Origin of the sequence: Corynebacterium sp. 11A (assembly GCF_008930935.1) — a bacterium.
Lineage (GTDB): Bacteria > Actinomycetota > Actinomycetes > Mycobacteriales > Mycobacteriaceae > Corynebacterium > Corynebacterium megadyptis.
In genome coordinates this window covers 16111-33530 of sequence record NZ_PQMR01000017.1, presented here as the reverse complement: position 1 = coordinate 33530, position 17420 = coordinate 16111, and the positions used below count along the sequence as shown (strand labels likewise).

Here is a 17420-nt window from a genome sequence, read left to right as displayed (position 1 = left end):
GTGTGGGGGTAGCTATAGGGGGTGGTTTCTGTGGCTGTTCCATCTCGCCCCTCCGGGGTGTCGTGACGGAGGGTGGCTGGTGCTGCCACGTCTAAAACCTGTGCTTTAGCTGGAGGATCTCTAAGGGATTGTAGAGAAACTAGGTGGCGGGCCGAGGAAAACTGAGATGAACTGGTGGTTAACGTTGGGAGAGTTATTGCAATCGGTTTGTCTGTCTCTTAGGGTTTGGTGTGTACGTAAACAGCAGTCACGCGGTGGCTACGACAAGAGGAGACGGTGTTATGTCTTTCGTTCTTCAGATCCAGGAAATCGTTGAGGGTCCGATCAAGGACCTGTATGTCGAGGCGGGTAGCTCTCTGCCTACCTTTGCTCCGAACTTTGTTCCTGAGGAGGTTGACTTCTCCCAGGGGCAGTTCTCCAGCGAGTGGTTCAATGGCCAGACCTTCTCCTCCGACTGGGGCTCTGACGAGCTCATCAGCCTCGGTAACTTCAACTTTGCCGGCGGCGAATAAGGCTTCTTGAGCTTTTGCATTCCCCGGTCCGCGTGTGAGCGCGGGCCGGGGTTTGTTTGTCTGTGGGGACTGGACCTACGCTATAGTAGTCTGAACGTTGTTCAAGGGTGGGAGATTGCTCACATATAGACGGGCGTCTGTGGGGGTGCTCATGTATTCAAAGACGTGGGATGAATGTCCGGTTTTGTGGAGTTAGCTGTGTTTTGCTCAGGACTGGGGTGAGGGTGGGGGTATTGCAGGCAATCTCCCCTATTTCAATGTGGTTTTCTTGCGTTATCGTGTCCGATCGTCCGTGGGCTCTGATCTGCACTGGGGGGTTAATCCCACTAGGCTGAAGCAGTATGAGCCCACAAAAGATCGGCGTAACCGAAGTCGCTTTCCGCGACGCGCACCAAAGCCTGTTTGCAACTCGTTTGGCCATGGAGGACATGGTCGATGTCTGCGAGGAGATGGACCAGGCAGGTTTCTGGAGCGTGGAGTGCTGGGGCGGCGCAACCTATGACGCCTGCATTCGATTCCTGAACGAAGACCCGTGGGAGCGCCTGCGCACCTTCCGCAAGCTGCTGCCGAACTCGCGCCTGCAGATGCTGCTGCGCGGGCAGAACCTCCTCGGCTACCGCCACTACGAGGACACCGTGGTGGATAAGTTCGTGGAGAAGTCCGCAGAAAATGGCATGGATGTCTTCCGCGTTTTCGATGCGTTGAATGACCCGCGCAACCTCGAGCACGCCATGCAAGCTGTGAAGAACGTGGACAAGCACGCCCAAGGCACCATCTGCTACACCGTGTCCCCGCTGCATGACGTGGAGGGCTACATCAAGCAGGCTGGTCGTCTACTGGACATGGGTGCTGATTCCATCGCGCTGAAGGATATGGCCGCTCTCCTCAAGCCCCAGCCGGCCTATGACATCATCCGCGGTATCAAGGAGACCTACGGCGAGGACACACAGATCAACGTGCACTGCCACTCCACCACGGGTGTCACCATGGTCACCCTGATGAAGGCCATTGAGGCCGGCGCCGATGTCGTGGACACCGCCATCTCCTCGATGTCTCTCGGCCCAGGCCACAACCCCACCGAGTCCCTCGTGGAGATGCTCGAGGGCACCAACTACGAGACCGATCTGGACATGGACAAGCTCATTACTATCCGTGACCATTTCAAGAAGGTGCGCCCGAAGTACAAGGAGTTCGAGTCCAAGACTCTGGTGGACACCAACATCTTCCTCTCTCAGATCCCCGGTGGCATGCTCTCCAACATGGAGTCCCAGCTCACCGCCCAAGGCGCAGGCGACCGCATTGATGAGGTGATGGAGGAAGTACCGCGCGTGCGCAAGGACGCCGGCTTCCCACCGCTGGTCACGCCCTCCTCTCAGATCGTCGGTACCCAAGCCGTTTTCAACGTGCTCATGGGCCGCTACAAGGTACTTACCGCCGAGTTTGCCGATCTCATGCTCGGTTACTACGGCGAGTGCATCGGCGAGCGTAACCCCGAGCTGATCAAGCAGGCTGAGGAGCAGACCAAGAAGGAGCCCATCACCTGCCGTCCGGCCGATCTGCTCGAGCCGGAGTGGGACCAGCTCACCAGCGCCGCCGAGGAGCTCGATGGCTTCAACGGCACCGACGAGGATGTTCTCACCAACGCACTGTTCCCGTCCGTGGCACCGGGGTTCTTCAAAACCCGCCATGAGGGCCCGAAGAACGTGGGCAAGACCGAGGAGCAGATGAAGAAGGAAGCAGAGGCCGCCTCCGGCTCTGCCAACGCCGTGCGGGAACCCATCAGCTACCGAGTCACCGTGGGTGGCCGCAGCGAAACCGTCAAGGTGGAGCCCGCCTAAACGCGGGCCACGTAGAAACATACGAGAAGAGGAAGCAGTAGACAATGGCTGACACTCACGAGCCAACAATGCAAGAACGCCTCGACCACCTTGCCGAGGAACGCGAGCGCGTCTCTCAAGGTGGGGGAGCGGACCGTCTAGACAAGCAGCACCAGCGCGGCAAGCTCACCGCCCGCGAGCGCGTAGAAAAGCTGCTGGATCCGGGCACGTTCCAGGAAACCGGCATGTTTGCCAAGCACCGCACTACCCACTTCGGAATGGATAAGGCCGATGCCCCAGCCGATGGTGTGGTCACCGGTACCGGCGTGGTCTTTGATCGCCTGGTGCACGTTGCCTCCCAGGACTTCACCGTCATGGGCGGCTCCGCTGGCGAAACCCAATCCAATAAAGTGGCCCAGACCATGCGCGAAGCTGGCGTGACGGGTACGCCCTTCGTGTTCATCAACGATTCCGGCGGAGCCCGTGTGCAGGAGGGCATCGATTCTCTCTCCGGCTACGGCAAGGTCTTCTACGAGAACGTCTCCCTGTCCGGCCTCGTGCCGCAGGTGTCCATCATTGCCGGCCCCTGCGCCGGTGGCGCCGCCTACTCGCCGGCCCTGACGGACTTCATCATCCAGACCCGCAAGGCCAATATGTTCATCACCGGCCCCGGTGTGATCAAGTCGGTCACCGGTGAGGATGTCACCGCGGAGCAGCTCGGCGGCCCCGATGCCCATATGGCTAAGGCCGGCAATATTCACTTCGTCGCCGACGATGATGAGCAGGCCATTCTCATCGCGCAGAAACTGCTGAGCTTCTTGCCGCAGAACAACACCGAAGAGCCGCCGATCGTCGATCCCGACCCCGTGGTGGAGCCCGACGAGTCGCTGCGCGATATCGTCCCCGTCGAAGGCAAGAAGGGCTACGATGTGCGCGAGGTAATCGCCCGCATCGTGGACCACGGAGACTTCCTCGAGGTCCAAGAGGGCTTCGCCCGCAACATGGTGGTTGGGTTTGGCCGCATGGTGGGCCGCACCGTCGGCATCATCGCCAACCAGCCCAATGTGGTCTCCGGTGTGCTGGACATCAACTCCTCCGATAAGGGCTCCAGCTTCATCCGCTTCTGCAACGCCTTCAACATCCCGCTGGTCACCCTCGTGGACGTGCCCGGCTTCATGCCCGGCGTGGCCCAGGAGCACGGTGGCATCATTCGCCACGGCGCGAAGATGCTCTACGCCTACTCCGCCGCATCGGTGCCGAAGGTCACCGTGGTGCTGCGCAAGTCCTATGGTGGCGCCCACCTGGCCATGTGCTCAAAGGACTTGGGCGCAGACCGCGTGTTCGCCTGGCCCACCGCGGAAATCGCTGTGATGGGTGCCGAGGGCGCGGTGAACGTGGTCTTCCGCAAGGAGATCGCCAACGCCGAAGACCCCGAGGCCAAGCGCGAGGAGATGGTGGCCGAGTACAAGCGCACCTTCTCCACCCCGTACATGGCCGCCTCTCGCGGCCTGGTGGATGACATCATTGACCCGGCTGATACCCGTGCGGTCATCGCCAATGCGCTCGAGATGCTCCGCAATAAGCGCGTCACCCGCCCGTTCAAGAAGCACGGCCTGGGGCCGGCCTAAGCCGCCGCCGAGAACGCAGCGAGGGAGAAATAAGTATGAAACCGAAAAGCAATGACGAGCTCTACCAGCTCATCCAAAAGCTCAACACTCGCGTGAGTCTGCTCGAGGATGAGGTCAAGGAGCTCCGGGCTCGCTCGGATCAGGACATTCCTGAGGATGTGCTCTTTGCCATCAGCGCGGCCGTGTCGGCCTATATGGGCAATAAGGGCAAGGTCAAGGCTGTGCGTTTCCAGCGTCACCGCACCTGGGCACACCAAGGCCGCCAGATCATCCAGACCCGCTCCACTCACCTGTAGATCAAGTTGTTAAAGGTATAAGCATCATGAAACTGAAAGTTACCGTCAACGGCATCGCCTACAGCGTGGACGTTGAGGTTGAAGAAGACAAGCGCACCCTCGGCCCGATCGTGTTCGGCGGCAGCTCCTCGCCGTCCACCGAGCCGGCCACCGCCTCCGTGCAGGGTGTCTCCGCTAATGCCGTCGTGGCGCCGCTGTCCGGCTCGGTCAGCAAGGTGCTCGTCAGCGAGGGCGAGGAAATCACTGCCGGCCAGGTGCTGGTGGTTCTCGAAGCCATGAAGATGGAAACCGAGGTCACCGCGCCCGCCGATGGCACCGTGGCCACCATCAACGTGGAAGCCGGCGACTCCGTCCAAGGTGGCCAGTCGCTCATCGACTTGGCCTAAACCGGCCGCCACGCGCGCACCCACATACACGCACTGCTCCCTGCATCGTCCTCCATCAGGAGGGGTGCAGGGAGCAGTGCTCTATCGGAGTAGTGCCTAGCGGGAGAAGCGGCTGAGTAGCTCATCGTGGAGCAGACCATTGCTGGCTAGGGCGCTGCCGCCATGCGGGCCATCCTCGCCCTCGACCGAGGTGAAGCGGCCGCCGGCTTCGGTGACCAGCACGCTCAGCGCGGCGAGATCCCAGAGCGAGACTTCCGGCTCGAGGGCGATGTCCACCGCCCCCTCCGCGAGCAGGGCATAGGAGAAGAAATCTCCATAGCCGCGCAAGCGCCACGTGTCCTCGCTCAAGCGCACAAACTCCTCCAGCTGGCCGCGCTCCTGCCAGCCAGCCAACGAGGAAAAGGACACGGACGCATCCGCGAGAGACGCTACTTGGGAAACCTGGATGCGGCGTGGCGAGGCGCCGTGGGGTTGCGCCCATGCGCCCTGTCCGGCGCTGGCCCACCAGCGGCGGGTGAGCGCTGGGGCGGAGACCACACCCACCACGGGCTCGCCGTCGACAAGCAAAGAAATAAGGGTGCACCACACGGGTACGCCGCGGACGAAATTCTTGGTGCCATCGATGGGGTCGATCACCCACTGCCGACCAGCCATGGTGGTATCGCCGCCGAACTCTTCGCCCAGGATGCTGTCTTGGGGGCGATCGATGGCCAGCCGCTCGCGCAGCGCCTCCTCGCAGGCGGTGTCTGCATCGGAGACGGGGGTGAGATCCGGCTTGGACTTCACCTGCAGGTCGGTGGCGTGAAAGCGGTCGATGGTGATGCTATCGGCGATGTCCGCGAGCTCGAGAGCGAGGGCGAGATCCTCGGCATAGGTTGGCACAACAGGCTCCTTGAGAGATATCAGTAAACGGTTTTTAAGACTCTAGGGCGGCGCGGATCTGCTCCACGGCCTGGGCATTACCGGCGATAGACCACGTCACGCCGCCGGCCTCTACCTGGGCCGTGGCGCCGCCGCTTCCCTCCACGAGGGCGCGGCCGGGCAGCCAATCCCAGCAGGGCACCGAATGCTGCATCCATGCCCCCATCGTGCCATCGGCCACGCTGGCTAGGTCCACGCTGCCCGCGCCCCACATACGAATGGTGGAGGGCAGCTGCGCCACTGCCTGCCATGCGCCGGCCACCTCGGCATTGCCCACATAGGTGGGGTGGAGGTAGGTGGCTAGGGGGATGGTGGAGATATCGGCGTCGCTGAGCGGGGGAAGGGATTTGCCATCGCGGGTGGTGGGGATCTCGGGGCCGCCAAACCAGGTGTAGCCCATATCGGGGCGGTGGACGGCGCCGAAGTGCACCTGCTCGGGTTCGTCGGGGGTGCCGCTGACCAACGCCAGGGCGGAGCACCAATAGTCGGAGCCGCGGGAGAAGTTGAAGGTGCCGTCAATGGGGTCGATTACCCAATAGCGGCCGGAGTCGGATTCCCGCGAGCTGCCCTCCTCGCCGCGCACCCCGTCCTCGGGGCGCAGCGCCTTGAGCGCATCAGAGACAAAGCTCTCGGCAGCGCGATCGGCCTCAGTGACTACATCTGAGACGCTGGTTTTGCGCTCGGTGGTGATGCCCACCTCCCGCATCCGCCACGCTAGCCGGCTGGCGTTATAGACCAGTGCCTGCGCCAACTGCTCATCGGAGCGGTCTTGCTGGGCGACAACAAAAGTAGAAGTGACGGAGGAGATCATCTCAGCTAAAGAACTCATGTCCACCATTGTGCCTTGTCTGCCGCGCGCAGGTGTGCTCACGGAGCGCAGGTGGGGGAGTGGCACGCTCTGCCCGCGTTCGGCGCGCTTGAGAGATATGCATAGAATGAACAACTATGCGCCCCGAGATTCAGCACCAGCATGCCAGCCTAGATTCCACCCTGAGCACCCTGGAGAAGGTACTTGACCCGGTGGGGCTGAGTGATGCGGTGCGGGAGCTGGAGATGAAGGCCGCCGATCCCTCGCTGTGGGATGATCCCGAGCATGCCCAGAGCGTCACCACGGAGCTATCCAATAAGCAATCCCAGCTCAAGCGCCTGACCCAGTTACGCCAGCGGGTAGACGATCTGCCGATTATGTACCAGCTGGCCGAGGAAGAGGGCGAGCCGGAGGATCTGGCCGATGAAGAGCTGCAGGCGCTGCAGAAAGAGATCGAGTCGCTGGAAGTAACCACCATGCTCTCCGGCGAGTATGACGCCCGCGAGGCCGTGATCAATATCCGTTCCGGCGCCGGTGGCGTGGATGCCGCGGACTGGGCTGAGATGCTCATGCGCATGTATACCCGCTGGGCGGAGAAGAAGGGCCACAAGGTAGATGTCTATGACATCTCCTATGCGGAGGAGGCCGGCATTAAATCCGCTACCTTCGTGGTGCATGGCGAGTACATGTACGGCACCTTGTCGGTGGAGCAGGGGGCGCACCGTTTGGTGCGGCTCTCTCCCTTCGATAATCAAAGCCGCCGCCAAACCTCCTTCGCCGAGGTGGAGGTGCTGCCGGTGGTGGAAAAGACCGATCATATCGACATCCCCGACTCCGAGATCCGGGTGGATGTCTTCCGTTCCTCCGGACCCGGCGGGCAGAGCGTGAATACCACCGACTCCGCCGTGCGCCTGACCCACCTGCCCACCGGGCTGGTGGTGAGCTGCCAAAACGAAAAATCGCAGCACCAAAACAAGGCCTCGGCCATGCGGGTGCTGCAGGCCAAGCTGCTGGAGCGCAAGCGCCAAGAAGAACGCAATGAGATGGACGCCCTCGGCGCCGGCGGCAATGCCTCCTGGGGCAACCAGATGCGCTCCTATGTGCTGCACCCCTACCAAATGGTCAAGGATCTGCGGATGAACTACGAGGTCAATGATCCCACCAAGGTTCTCGAAGGCGACATCGATGACTTCCTCGAGGCCGGCATTCGCTGGCGCATCGCCCAGAACTCCGAGGAGGACTAGCTCGGCCTTTCTACGTGGGATCGGCGCAGGTGAGCGTCGATAAGCGCACGGCAGGAATGTGGGGGCAGACTTTAACACCAGCCAACAGCAGAGTTTTCAATGTGACTGCTGGGAACTAGAGTGGTTCATGTGATCACGTTTGATGGTGTAACCAAGACATATAAGACGTCCACGCGTCCTGCGCTGGACAATATCAACCTCGAGATTGAGAAGGGCGAGTTTGTCTTCCTGATCGGCCAATCGGGTTCGGGCAAGTCCACCTTCCTGCAGTTGCTCGTGCGCGAGGAAGACGTGACGAGCGGCGATATCTACTTCGATGACTACCATGTCAACGCCCTGCGTGGGAAAAAGATTAATGAGCTCCGGCGCAAGATCGGCTTCGTCTTCCAGGACTTCAAGCTGTTGCCGAAGAAGAATGTCTACGACAACGTGGCCTTCGCTCTGGAAGTAATCGGCAAGGATAAAAAGGCCATCGACAAGCTGGTGCCCGAGACTCTCGAGATGGTCGGCCTCGAAGCCAAGGGCAATCGCATGCCCCATGAGCTATCCGGCGGCGAACAGCAGCGCGTGGCCATCGCCCGCGCCTTCGTGAACCGGCCGCTGTTGCTCTTGGCCGATGAGCCCACCGGCAACCTTGACCCGCACACCTCCACGGACATTATGGTGCTGCTCAACCGCATCAATAAGACGGGCACCACCGTGGTGATGTCTACGCACAACGCTGGTGCGGTGGACGCCATGCGCCGTCGCGTCATCGAGTTGAACCTGGGCAAGCTCGTCCGTGATGACGTCCGCGGCGTCTACGGCGAGGGCAATTAAGTAGCAGCGGGACAATAAGGAGACAACATTATGAGGCTTGGAATCGTGCTGCGTGAAGCCCTGCAGGGGCTCGGACGCAACATCACCATGACCATCGCGCTGGTGATTACCACCGCCATCTCGCTGGCACTGCTGGCCACCGGCATTCTGGTGACCAACATGACCGAACGCACCAAGGACATCTACCTGGATCGGGTAGAGACCATCGTGCAATTCGACGAGGAGATCTCGGCCAACGATCCCACCTGCGAGAGCGATGCCTGTCGGGAGATCCGCGAGCAGCTCGACGGTGTCGAGGGCGTTGAGGCCGTGACCTTCCGCTCCCGCGCCGATAGCTATGAGCGCTTCGTGGAGCTCTTTAAGGACACCGACCCTCAGCTGGTGGAATCGACCACCGAGGATGCCCTGCCCGCTGCATTGCACGTGCAACTGACGAACCCGCTCGATGATTCCCCGCTGGAGCCCATCCGCGATAAAGAGCAGGTGATCGCGATCATAGACCAAAACGATGATGTCCGCGCGGCCACCGATAACCTTGATTCGATCCGTAACGCCACCTTCCTGATCGCCGCGGTGCAGGCCGTGGCCGCGATGTTTCTCATCGCCAACATGGTGCAGCTCGCCGCCTATCACCGGCGGGAAGAAACCAAGATCATGCGCATCGTCGGCGCCTCGCGGTGGTATACCCAAGCGCCCTTCATTCTGGAGGCCGTATTCGCCGCCCTCATTGGTTCGGCGCTCGCCGTCGTTGGTCTCTTTGCCGGCAAGAAGCTGGTGGTGGACCAGGCCCTGTCCGATCTCTACTCCTCCCACATCATCGCGCCCGTGCTCGACCAGCACGTGTGGGTTCTCGCCCCAGTGATTGCACTCATTGGTGTGGGTTTTGCGGCCATTACCGCAGACGTGACCCTGCGCATATACGTGCGGAAATAGTTTCCGCCGCAGCGCTTAGCGACGCCCACCTGCCGCGCAGCTTTCCTTAAAGGGGAAGAAGCGTGCCGGCCGGTGGGCGTTGTGCTGTCTGCTGGGTACGGAAGCGTAGGCGCAGAACGGAGACATTTCTACCCAATATGGGGGTAGTGAATGCGAGAACATTCTCGGTTTAGGCAGTTGAGGCACTCCTAAGTGAGCTAAAGCTAAAATAACCCTAGGAATTGGAGGTAAGGGTACGTTAACCTTTCTCTGTGTCGAAGCGTGTCTGCCACAAGCGCGGCTGCCGCACAGTTGGCGCTCTGAGCTTCGACGTTTCGCTGTCACGTCGGGTGAGATGCACTCGCACTGACTGGGCGCCGTGCCGGCCGTGGTTGTCTGCTACGTGCTAATGGGCGCTCTCGATGAAAGGACGTGTAACCCAATATGAAGAAGCACCTTCGATTTACTGCTCTCAGTGCCATTGCTGCGCTCAGCTTCGCTGGCTGTGCCACTGGTGAGGATAGTGGTTCCTCTTCTTCCGCTGCGGCGGATGGCTCCGCCTCTGGCGAAGAGATAAAGACTGTCAGTGTCACCGACCAATTCGGTGAACACGAAGTGCCGGTGGATCCGCAGCGCGTTGTGGCCACTGATAACCGCATCCTCGAGACCCTTCAGGACTGGGATATTCCGCTGGTGGCGGCCCCGCAGGACATCATTCCCACCACCATCAGCTACCGCACTGACGATTCCGTGGTGAACATCGGCAATCACCGGGAACCGGACCTCGAGGTTATCGTGGCCGCAGAACCCGACCTAGTGTTGAATGGTCAGCGCTTCCAGCGCATGTACGAGGACATCAAGTCGCTCGTGCCCGATGCAACGGTACTCGACTATGAGATTGAAGAAGGCGAAAATCTCGGCGAGGAACTAAAGCACCAGATCACCGACGTGGGCAAGATTTTCCAGCGCGAAGACGACGCTAAGAAGCTCAACGATAAGTTCGATGAGTCGGTTGCCGCCGCCAAGGAGGCCTACGACCCTGATCTCAGCGTGATGGCTGTGATCGTATCCGGTGGTGAGATCGGCTACGTGGCCCCCACGGTGGGCCGTACCTTGGGCCCAGTGTTCGATCTTCTGGACCTCACCCCTGCCCTCGATGTGGACAACGTGTCCGATGACCATAAGGGCGATGACATCTCCGTGGAGGCTATCGCCGCGGCGAACCCCGATGTCCTGCTGGTGATGGACCGCGACGCCGCTGTGAAGGCCGACGATCCCGACTACACCCCAGCCTTGGAGGTGCTCCGCAACTCTGAGGCGCTCAAGGACGTGCCTGCGATCCAGAACGACGCCATCATGGTGATGGATAACGACACCTACACCAATGAGGGCATCCAAACCTACACTGAGTACTTCAACGCTATTGCGGAGAAGCTCAAGGCTCTGAAGAAGTAGCGCTTGGTCCACACCCGCGTGGGCAGGTCGCGCACCACCACGCGGGTGTGGCACGTGTTGTCCCATCTGTGCGCGCAGCCTTCAGGCTGTGCCGCGTATCCCTAAGGAGCTACCACAGTGATGAGCACCCCCGCCGTTACCTCTGCCGATGGCCGTGATTCGCGGCCCGCTCGCCGCACCACCCGCAATTCGGTATGGGACTGGAAGCTCGCTGTGGGCATCGTGGCGGTAGCGGGACTGCTGGTGGCTTCGCTTCTCGTCGGTGTGCATGACACCTCAGAGATGCTGAACATCACCCGCATTCCCCGCACCATTGCTCTCGTACTGGCGGGCGCCGCCATGGCGCTGTCGGGATTAGTGATGCAGCTGCTCACCCAGAACCGCTTCGTGGAACCCACCACTACCGGAACCACGGAATGGGCGGCTCTGGGCTTGCTTTTTGCCATGATTATCTTCCCGAACCCGTCGCTGACCGTGCGCATGGTCTCCGCGGTGGTGTTCGCTTTCGTCGGCACCGTAGTGTTCTTCCTCTTCTTGCGCCGAGTAAGCCTGCGTAGCTCCCTGATCGTGCCCATCGTGGGCATCATGCTGGGAGCGGTCATCAGCTCCATCTCCACCTTCGTCGCCCTCCAGGTCAATATGCTGCAGCAGCTCGGTATCTGGTTCGCTGGCAGTTTCACCTCCGTCCTGCGGGGACAATACGAGGTGTTGTGGCTGGTTGCCTTTGTTGTGGTGGCGGTATGGATCGTGGCGGATCGCCTCACCGCCGCCGGTCTAGGCCAGGATCTCGCCACCACGATCGGCGTGAATTACAATCACGTCCTCTTGATCGGCACCCTCATGATTGCCTTCGCCACAGGAGTGGTGACCGTCGTCGTGGGCAACCTACCCTTCGTGGGGCTGATCGTGCCGAACGTGGTGTCCATGATCCGCGGCGATGACCTCCGCTCCAACCTTCCCTGGGTGTGTCTGCTCGGCATCGGCATTGTCACCGTCTGCGATCTCCTTGGCCGGCTGATCATCATGCCCTTCGAAATTCCCGTGTCCGTGATACTCGGCATCGTCGGGGCCGTCGTCTTTATCGGCCTGCTTCTCTCTCATCGAAAGGGCAGAATCTAGATGGCTTCTTTTTCGCTTATCGACGCCAACTCGCAGCCTTCTCCATCCGCTGGCACTGCCGAAACCGCCGCGCCGCGGCATCGCACACTCGCCTTCGGCTCCAAGAGGACGGCTCGCCGCTATTGGTGGCTCATGGCGGCACTCAGCGTGACCGCCATTGCTCTCACAGTGCTGCTGGTGTGGTGGGATAACCCGATGGAGGTGGGCAGCCGCGGCTTTTGGCTCATCGCGGAGCGACGTTCCTTCTCAGTGGCGGTGATGGCAATTGTCGCGATCTGCCACGGACTCGCCACCGTCGCCTTTCAAACGGTGGCGAACAACCGCATCGTCACTCCCTCCATCATGGGCTTCGAGGCCCTCTACATCACCATCCAGACCAGCTTGGTGTACTTCTTCGGGGTATCTGGATTTCTTGCTTTTTCTGGACCAGTGCAATTCGGTGTGCAGGTCGTGGTGATGATCCTGCTCGCCCTCATGCTCTATGGGTGGCTCTTGGACGGGCATGGAAGCGATATGCAGCTGATGTTGCTCATCGGCATCATCATCGGCGGTGGTCTCACATCGGTGTCCACCTTCATGCGCCGCATGCTAAGCCCCAGCGAGTTCGATGTGCTCGCCGCGAAGATGTTTGGCTCGGTCAATAATGCCGATGCCTCGTATCTGCCCATCGCGATACCAGTGATGCTCGTGGCCGCCGTCATTCTGCTCGGTAAGTCCCGCACACTCAATGTCCTCGCCTTGGGCAGGGAGGCCACCACGAATCTCGGGGTGAACTACCGGCGTCACACCATCATCGTGCTCACCTGCGTGGCCTGCCTCATGGCTGTGTCCACCTCACTCATCGGGCCTATTACCTTCCTTGGCTTTCTCGTCGCCACCTTGGCCTACCAGGCCGCAGATACCTATGACCACCGTCGGATTCTGCCGATGGCGGCTCTGCTGGGCTTCGTTGTGCTGGCTGGTGCTTACTTCGTGATGAAACACATCTTCTACGCCCAAGGAGTGGTGTCCATCATCATCGAACTCGTCGGCGGACTGGCATTCCTCATCGTGATTCTTCGGAAAGGCACTCTATGATTCGTCTGACCAATGTTTCCAAAAACTATGGCTCGGACACGGAGATCGGTCCCGTGGACCTCGAGATCCCAGCCGGTGGCATCACCGCACTCGTCGGCCCCAATGGTGCCGGTAAATCCACACTGCTGACGATGATCGGTCGCCTCCTAGGAATGGATAGCGGAACGGTCACCGTGGCTGGTTACGATGTGGCCAGCACCCGTTCGGAGGATCTCGCACACGTGCTATCGATCCTGCGGCAAGACAATCACTTCATTACCCGGCTCACCGTGCGCCAGCTGGTCAGCTTTGGGCGTTTCCCCTATAGCAAGGGGCGGCTCACCGCAGAGGACGAAACGATCATCGAGCGTTATCTCGATTTCTTCAAGCTCACCGACCTCGAGGACCGCTACCTCGACGAGCTCTCGGGAGGGCAGCGACAGCGCGCCTATGTGGCTATGGTGCTCGCCCAAGACACCGAATACGTGCTGCTCGACGAGCCGCTGAATAACCTCGACGTAGCCCACTCCGTGTCCATGATGAAGCACCTGCGTACTGCCGCCCGCGAGTTGGGGCGCACGATCATCGTGGTGCTGCACGACATCAACTTCGCCTCCGCCTATGCCGACCAGATCTGCGCCGTACAAAACGGCGACGTGCTCTACTTCGGCCCGCCCGAGGAGATCATGACCGGAGAGATTCTCACAGAGATCTTCCACACCGAGGTCACCTGCATGGAAGGGCCCGAGTATCGCGTTGCCGTTTATCACTAATTGGCGGCGAACCCGAGAGGGGGAGGGCGTAGGGCTCGGGACGAGTGCACGCTAGACTGGGGAGCTGTTATGAGCAAAAAGAAGAAGAAGCAGCAGCGCGCCGGAAAAGACGCCGTGGTGGCAACCAACAGGCGAGCGCGGCATGACTTCACCATCCTAGACACCTACGAGTGTGGCGTCGCTCTCGTCGGTACCGAGGTGAAGTCCATCAGGGAAGGGAAAGTCTCCCTCGCTGACTCCTTCGCCACCATCGATAAGGGAGAGGTGTGGCTGCAGCACCTCAACATTCCCGAATACTCGATGGGTACGTGGACCAACCACTCTCCACGGCGCAACCGCAAGCTGCTCTTGCATCGCCGTGAGATCGACTCCCTCGAGGGCAAGGTACGCGATGGGAAGCGCACCTTGATTCCGCTGAAGCTCTATTTCAAAGATGGCCGGCTCAAGCTGGAGCTCGGATTGGCCGAAGGTAAACAGGCCTATGACAAGCGCCAAGACATTAAAAAGCGCACCGAAGAACGCGAGATCACTCGCGAGCTGGGGCGGCGGATCAAGGGCATCAACGCTTAATTAGTGCCAAATTAGTGCCTCATCAGCGCAGCCCCTTGGTGGGGCATTGTCAGCGTTCATTGTGAGGTGTAAGATGGAGCTTCCTGTGAACGGATGAGCACAACACCCGACCGTGTCACAGAACGAACGAGGGGCTGATTTTTGGTTTCGACTTCGTACACTGATCCAGGGGAAGCGTGCCGGTGCAGGCTACTGACCACCGATTTAAGCGTCGTAGTAACTAAAATAAACGCAGAGAAGACCTCTCAGCGTGACTACGCCCTCGCTGCCTAATCAGCGACGCGTGTCTGTCGGCCTAGGGTAGTTCCCGCCCTAGTTCCCGGCATCGACTTAAGGGAACTTGCCCACTGGCTGTGTTGACGGGGCCAGCGGGGACTCTTACCGACAACTGGGCTCATCATCCGGATGTGTTCGTCCAAGCCGGAGAGCCGAGTAGAGATCAGCGCACGAACTGCGCACGGAGAAGCCCTGGTGAGATGACGAAGGACCCGGGTTCGATTCCCGGCAGCTCCACTAACAGCATTTCCCCTAGTAGTTTTCTACTAGGGGTTTTGTTGTGTTTACGCTGGTTGAGGGCGTGTTACCATTATGACAGATGTGGACTCTAAGGGACAGAAAAAGCCCCTTATTAGTGACAGATTAGTGACAGATTAGTGACACGCAGGGACGAATTTTCCGCCCCGCTAGCCTCAACGGGAGATGTGGCATGCCGCCCAGGAAACGGACTCGCCGTGCTTTCGGAAAGATCACGTCTAGAAGGGGACGTTTCGTTGCTGAATACACGGGGCCGGACTCGAAGGTTCACCGCCCAGGGCGCTCGTTCAGCACAAAGATGGACGCCGAAGGGTGGCTGTATGCGGAGCGGCGCCTGATAGAGCTAGAAACATGGACACCACCGAAGCAGCGGCGCGCTAAAGAGGCCGTGGAATCTGTGACGGTAGGGCAGTGGCTAGATCGTTTCCATGAATCGCTAGAACAACGCCCTAAGCCCGTGCGGCGTTCAACTATGCAGACCTATCGCCGCTGTGTGGCTAACCGGATTACAGCCCCAGAAGTACGGGACGCTGATTTGCTTGCGCTGCGTGATATTCGCCTATCCGAGTTGTCTAAGCGGGACGTGTATCGCTGGTGGGATGCGGTGCAGCGTTGTTTCCCCGATACGGCCCCCTTTAACCAGAAAGCGTATGGCCGCCTGCGTGCGGCGTGTCTAGAGGCTGTACGGCGTGAGTTGATCGTTAAGAACCCCGTAGAGGTGCCAGAAGCCTCACAACGGGTAAAGGCTAAGGAAAAGTACCTGCCCGAGGATTGGGAGATACAGGCCCTGATAGATGCTGTGTCCGAACCCTATCAAGCATTAACAGCGCTCATGCTCCATCACGGCCTGCGTATCGGGGAAGCTATCGCCCTAGAACGTGAAGATGTGGTGGTCGAGGCGACGGCTGTTCCTTACATGCCGAAGGTGTTGGTAACGGTTAAGCAGAACGCTCAACGCCTTGAGGTGGATGGTAAGACACGCATGGTTGTTCAACCCCCTAAGACTAAAGCGGGCTATAGGCAGGTGCCGATACTGCCCAGTGATGTGCCGTTGTTTTTACGCCACCTCGCCCGCTATGCCCCTACCGCACCCACCACACTCTATGAAGGCGACGGCACACGGCAAGCACGGTTGTTCACCGCTACTAGCGCGGGGGCGATGATGTTGGATACTAGCTATCGCAGTGTGCTGGGGCGCGCGAAGAAACGTGCCGGTGTGAATGCTGGTATCAACCCGCACACGGGAAGAAACTGGCTTATCACCCGGCTAGCAGAGCAGGGCGCGCACGTGAAAGAGATAGGGGCACTGCTTGGGCAGGATGACATGAACACCATCATGGGCGTGTACATGAAGGTACGGGCCGGTAGAACACACACCATGATGGAGAGGGTAGGCAAGAGTATCCAGTCGTCCCCCTCAAAGGTGCAGCAGAAGTAGATAGCCACCCCGGCGCGCCGGGGTGTTGGTGGTTAGAGATAGAGGTGAATGAAATGGTGCAGGACAACGCGCGGGAGCCGTTCGGAGATGAAATTGCTATGGCTACGCGTTGGATTTGGCGGACATACGGGCATTATGGGATGCTCCCAGATGGCCATTTACAGCGGGTCACCGCTTTAGCGCAGATTGGTTACGAGTTGGTTAAGCAGGATGCAGCACTGCTCGACAGTTTGCTAACTAAGGGCGAGGGGACGGTGCCTGAATGGGTAGAGGAACTATCGAGTCCCTCGTTTTACGCGGGCACATGGAAGTGGGTGCGAGTCTATAGAGGTAGCGAGACGCACAAGGCGATAGGAACCTTTTATCTCCAGTACTATCTAGGGGATCCAGATAGCGTGCGTATGCTAGGCAAGGTTCAGATGCGCAAGGGGCTACCACCTAATCCTTGTGATGTTGTGGAACAGGTCTTTAGGTCTTGGGACGAGGGGTGCAACCTTGAATTTGCGCCGATGAGTTTGACCAAGGATGAGGATAAGTTCACCCCGCATAGAATTAAGGGGCTACGCCCCGCGATGAGCGCAGGGTTAGGAGATAAGAAGCCTTATCAGGCCGCCGGAACTTTGCGTGATGTTGTGTGGAAGATGGATGGCTATAGAGTCCGCACCCCCAAGCTTGTCCCTGTGCTGCATGGGTTTAGGAGCGCCGGTTATCAACGTGTGCCGGTGAACGCGATTAGGAAAGCAGTAGAGCGGCTGTAACGGCCCGTTGTGTCCACTGTGGTACACTTTCGGCTATCTACGGAGCTTAGACCGTAGGGCAGGCCCCAACAGTGGGCATGTCGTGCTTATCCATTAGGCAGTAGCGTGCCTAGTGTTTTAAGCATGCCCGCCGCATGCGGAAAAGGATTATTTCCATGCCTGCCCGTAGTTTCACCAACTCTGGTAAACAGTGGATCACTCTCGCGGACGCCGCCACCTATGTGGACTGTTCCACTAAAACTATTCGCCGCTTGATCGCAGCTGGCGACCTCGAAGCTGTACGCCTCACCGCCCGTACCCTGCGAGTGTCCGTACGTTCACTACAAGACTTGCTTGAAGCCCGCAGCACCACCCGCTGGAATGAGGTGGGCTAA

At 59.7% G+C, this 17420-nt stretch carries 18 protein-coding genes and 1 other RNA gene; 17 read left to right on the top strand and 2 right to left on the bottom strand.

Annotated elements, in window-relative coordinates; all coding sequences use genetic code 11:
• Nucleotides 1-281: 281 nt before the first annotated feature.
• The 5 genes from GBB18_RS10270 (at nucleotide 282) to GBB18_RS10250 (ending at nucleotide 4639) form a co-directional block, all read left to right on the top strand.
• Entirely contained in the window at nucleotides 282-512 is a 231-nt protein-coding gene (locus tag GBB18_RS10270; protein WP_151550208.1) for a hypothetical protein, read from the top strand.
• 341 nt (nucleotides 513-853) lie between these two features.
• The gene (locus tag GBB18_RS10265) at nucleotides 854-2350 is read left to right on the top strand and encodes a methylmalonyl-CoA carboxytransferase subunit 5S (RefSeq protein WP_151530439.1); all 1497 of its coding nucleotides are present in this window, start codon (nucleotides 854-856) and stop codon (nucleotides 2348-2350) included.
• A 44-nt stretch (nucleotides 2351-2394) separates the two neighbouring features.
• The gene (locus GBB18_RS10260; protein ID WP_151641599.1) at nucleotides 2395-3957 is read left to right on the top strand and encodes an acyl-CoA carboxylase subunit beta; all 1563 of its coding nucleotides are present in this window, start codon (nucleotides 2395-2397) and stop codon (nucleotides 3955-3957) included.
• A gap of 35 nt (nucleotides 3958-3992) precedes the next feature.
• Nucleotides 3993-4253, top strand: a complete 261-nt coding sequence (locus GBB18_RS10255; RefSeq protein ID WP_151550211.1) for a hypothetical protein — start codon at nucleotides 3993-3995, stop codon at nucleotides 4251-4253.
• A 26-nt stretch (nucleotides 4254-4279) separates the two neighbouring features.
• Complete coding sequence (locus GBB18_RS10250; protein WP_151550212.1) at nucleotides 4280-4639, top strand: biotin/lipoyl-containing protein; 360 nt, start codon at nucleotides 4280-4282, stop codon at nucleotides 4637-4639.
• Nucleotides 4640-4735: 96 nt separating this feature from the next.
• On the opposite strand, the gene hisN is transcribed toward GBB18_RS10250, so the two are convergent.
• A complete protein-coding gene (gene hisN / locus GBB18_RS10245; protein ID WP_151550213.1) occupies nucleotides 4736-5521 on the bottom strand; it encodes a histidinol-phosphatase in 786 nt (261 codons plus the stop codon).
• Nucleotides 5522-5555: 34 nt separating this feature from the next.
• Nucleotides 5556-6398, bottom strand: a complete 843-nt coding sequence (locus tag GBB18_RS10240) for an inositol monophosphatase family protein (RefSeq protein ID WP_151641598.1) — start codon at nucleotides 6396-6398, stop codon at nucleotides 5556-5558.
• Nucleotides 6399-6505: 107 nt separating this feature from the next.
• Between GBB18_RS10240 and prfB the strand changes: the two genes are divergently transcribed.
• The 12 genes from prfB (at nucleotide 6506) to GBB18_RS10180 (ending at nucleotide 17420) form a co-directional block, all read left to right on the top strand.
• Nucleotides 6506-7612: a peptide chain release factor 2 gene (gene prfB / locus GBB18_RS10235; protein ID WP_151641597.1), complete on the top strand. Its 1107-nt coding sequence runs from the start codon at nucleotides 6506-6508 to the stop codon at nucleotides 7610-7612.
• Nucleotides 7613-7741: 129 nt separating this feature from the next.
• Nucleotides 7742-8431, top strand: coding sequence for a cell division ATP-binding protein FtsE (ftsE, locus tag GBB18_RS10230; RefSeq protein ID WP_151641596.1), 690 nt, complete (start codon nucleotides 7742-7744; stop codon nucleotides 8429-8431).
• A 30-nt stretch (nucleotides 8432-8461) separates the two neighbouring features.
• Nucleotides 8462-9364 (top strand): permease-like cell division protein FtsX, encoded by a 903-nt coding sequence (ftsX, locus tag GBB18_RS10225; protein WP_151641595.1) that lies wholly within the window; start codon nucleotides 8462-8464, stop codon nucleotides 9362-9364.
• A gap of 423 nt (nucleotides 9365-9787) precedes the next feature.
• Entirely contained in the window at nucleotides 9788-10798 is a 1011-nt protein-coding gene (locus tag GBB18_RS10220) for a siderophore ABC transporter substrate-binding protein (RefSeq protein WP_151641594.1), read from the top strand.
• 120 nt (nucleotides 10799-10918) lie between these two features.
• A complete protein-coding gene (locus GBB18_RS10215) occupies nucleotides 10919-11917 on the top strand; it encodes an ABC transporter permease (protein ID WP_151641593.1) in 999 nt (332 codons plus the stop codon).
• The gene (locus GBB18_RS10210; RefSeq protein WP_151641592.1) at nucleotides 11918-12994 is read left to right on the top strand and encodes an iron chelate uptake ABC transporter family permease subunit; all 1077 of its coding nucleotides are present in this window, start codon (nucleotides 11918-11920) and stop codon (nucleotides 12992-12994) included.
• On the top strand, nucleotides 12991-13746 hold the full coding sequence (locus GBB18_RS10205) for an ABC transporter ATP-binding protein (protein WP_151641591.1): 756 nt from the start codon (nucleotides 12991-12993) through the stop codon (nucleotides 13744-13746). The genes GBB18_RS10210 and GBB18_RS10205 overlap by 4 nt, the downstream gene beginning before the upstream one ends.
• Before the next feature lie 69 nt (nucleotides 13747-13815).
• Nucleotides 13816-14316 (top strand): SsrA-binding protein SmpB, encoded by a 501-nt coding sequence (gene smpB, locus GBB18_RS10200; RefSeq protein ID WP_151550221.1) that lies wholly within the window; start codon nucleotides 13816-13818, stop codon nucleotides 14314-14316.
• 130 nt (nucleotides 14317-14446) lie between these two features.
• Nucleotides 14447-14832: a transfer-messenger RNA gene (gene ssrA / locus GBB18_RS10195) on the top strand.
• Nucleotides 14833-15238: 406 nt separating this feature from the next.
• Entirely contained in the window at nucleotides 15239-16288 is a 1050-nt protein-coding gene (locus tag GBB18_RS10190) for a tyrosine-type recombinase/integrase (protein ID WP_370513279.1), read from the top strand.
• 53 nt (nucleotides 16289-16341) lie between these two features.
• Nucleotides 16342-17046, top strand: a complete 705-nt coding sequence (locus tag GBB18_RS10185; RefSeq protein WP_151641589.1) for a hypothetical protein — start codon at nucleotides 16342-16344, stop codon at nucleotides 17044-17046.
• A 155-nt stretch (nucleotides 17047-17201) separates the two neighbouring features.
• A complete protein-coding gene (locus tag GBB18_RS10180) occupies nucleotides 17202-17420 on the top strand; it encodes a helix-turn-helix domain-containing protein (protein ID WP_151641588.1) in 219 nt (72 codons plus the stop codon).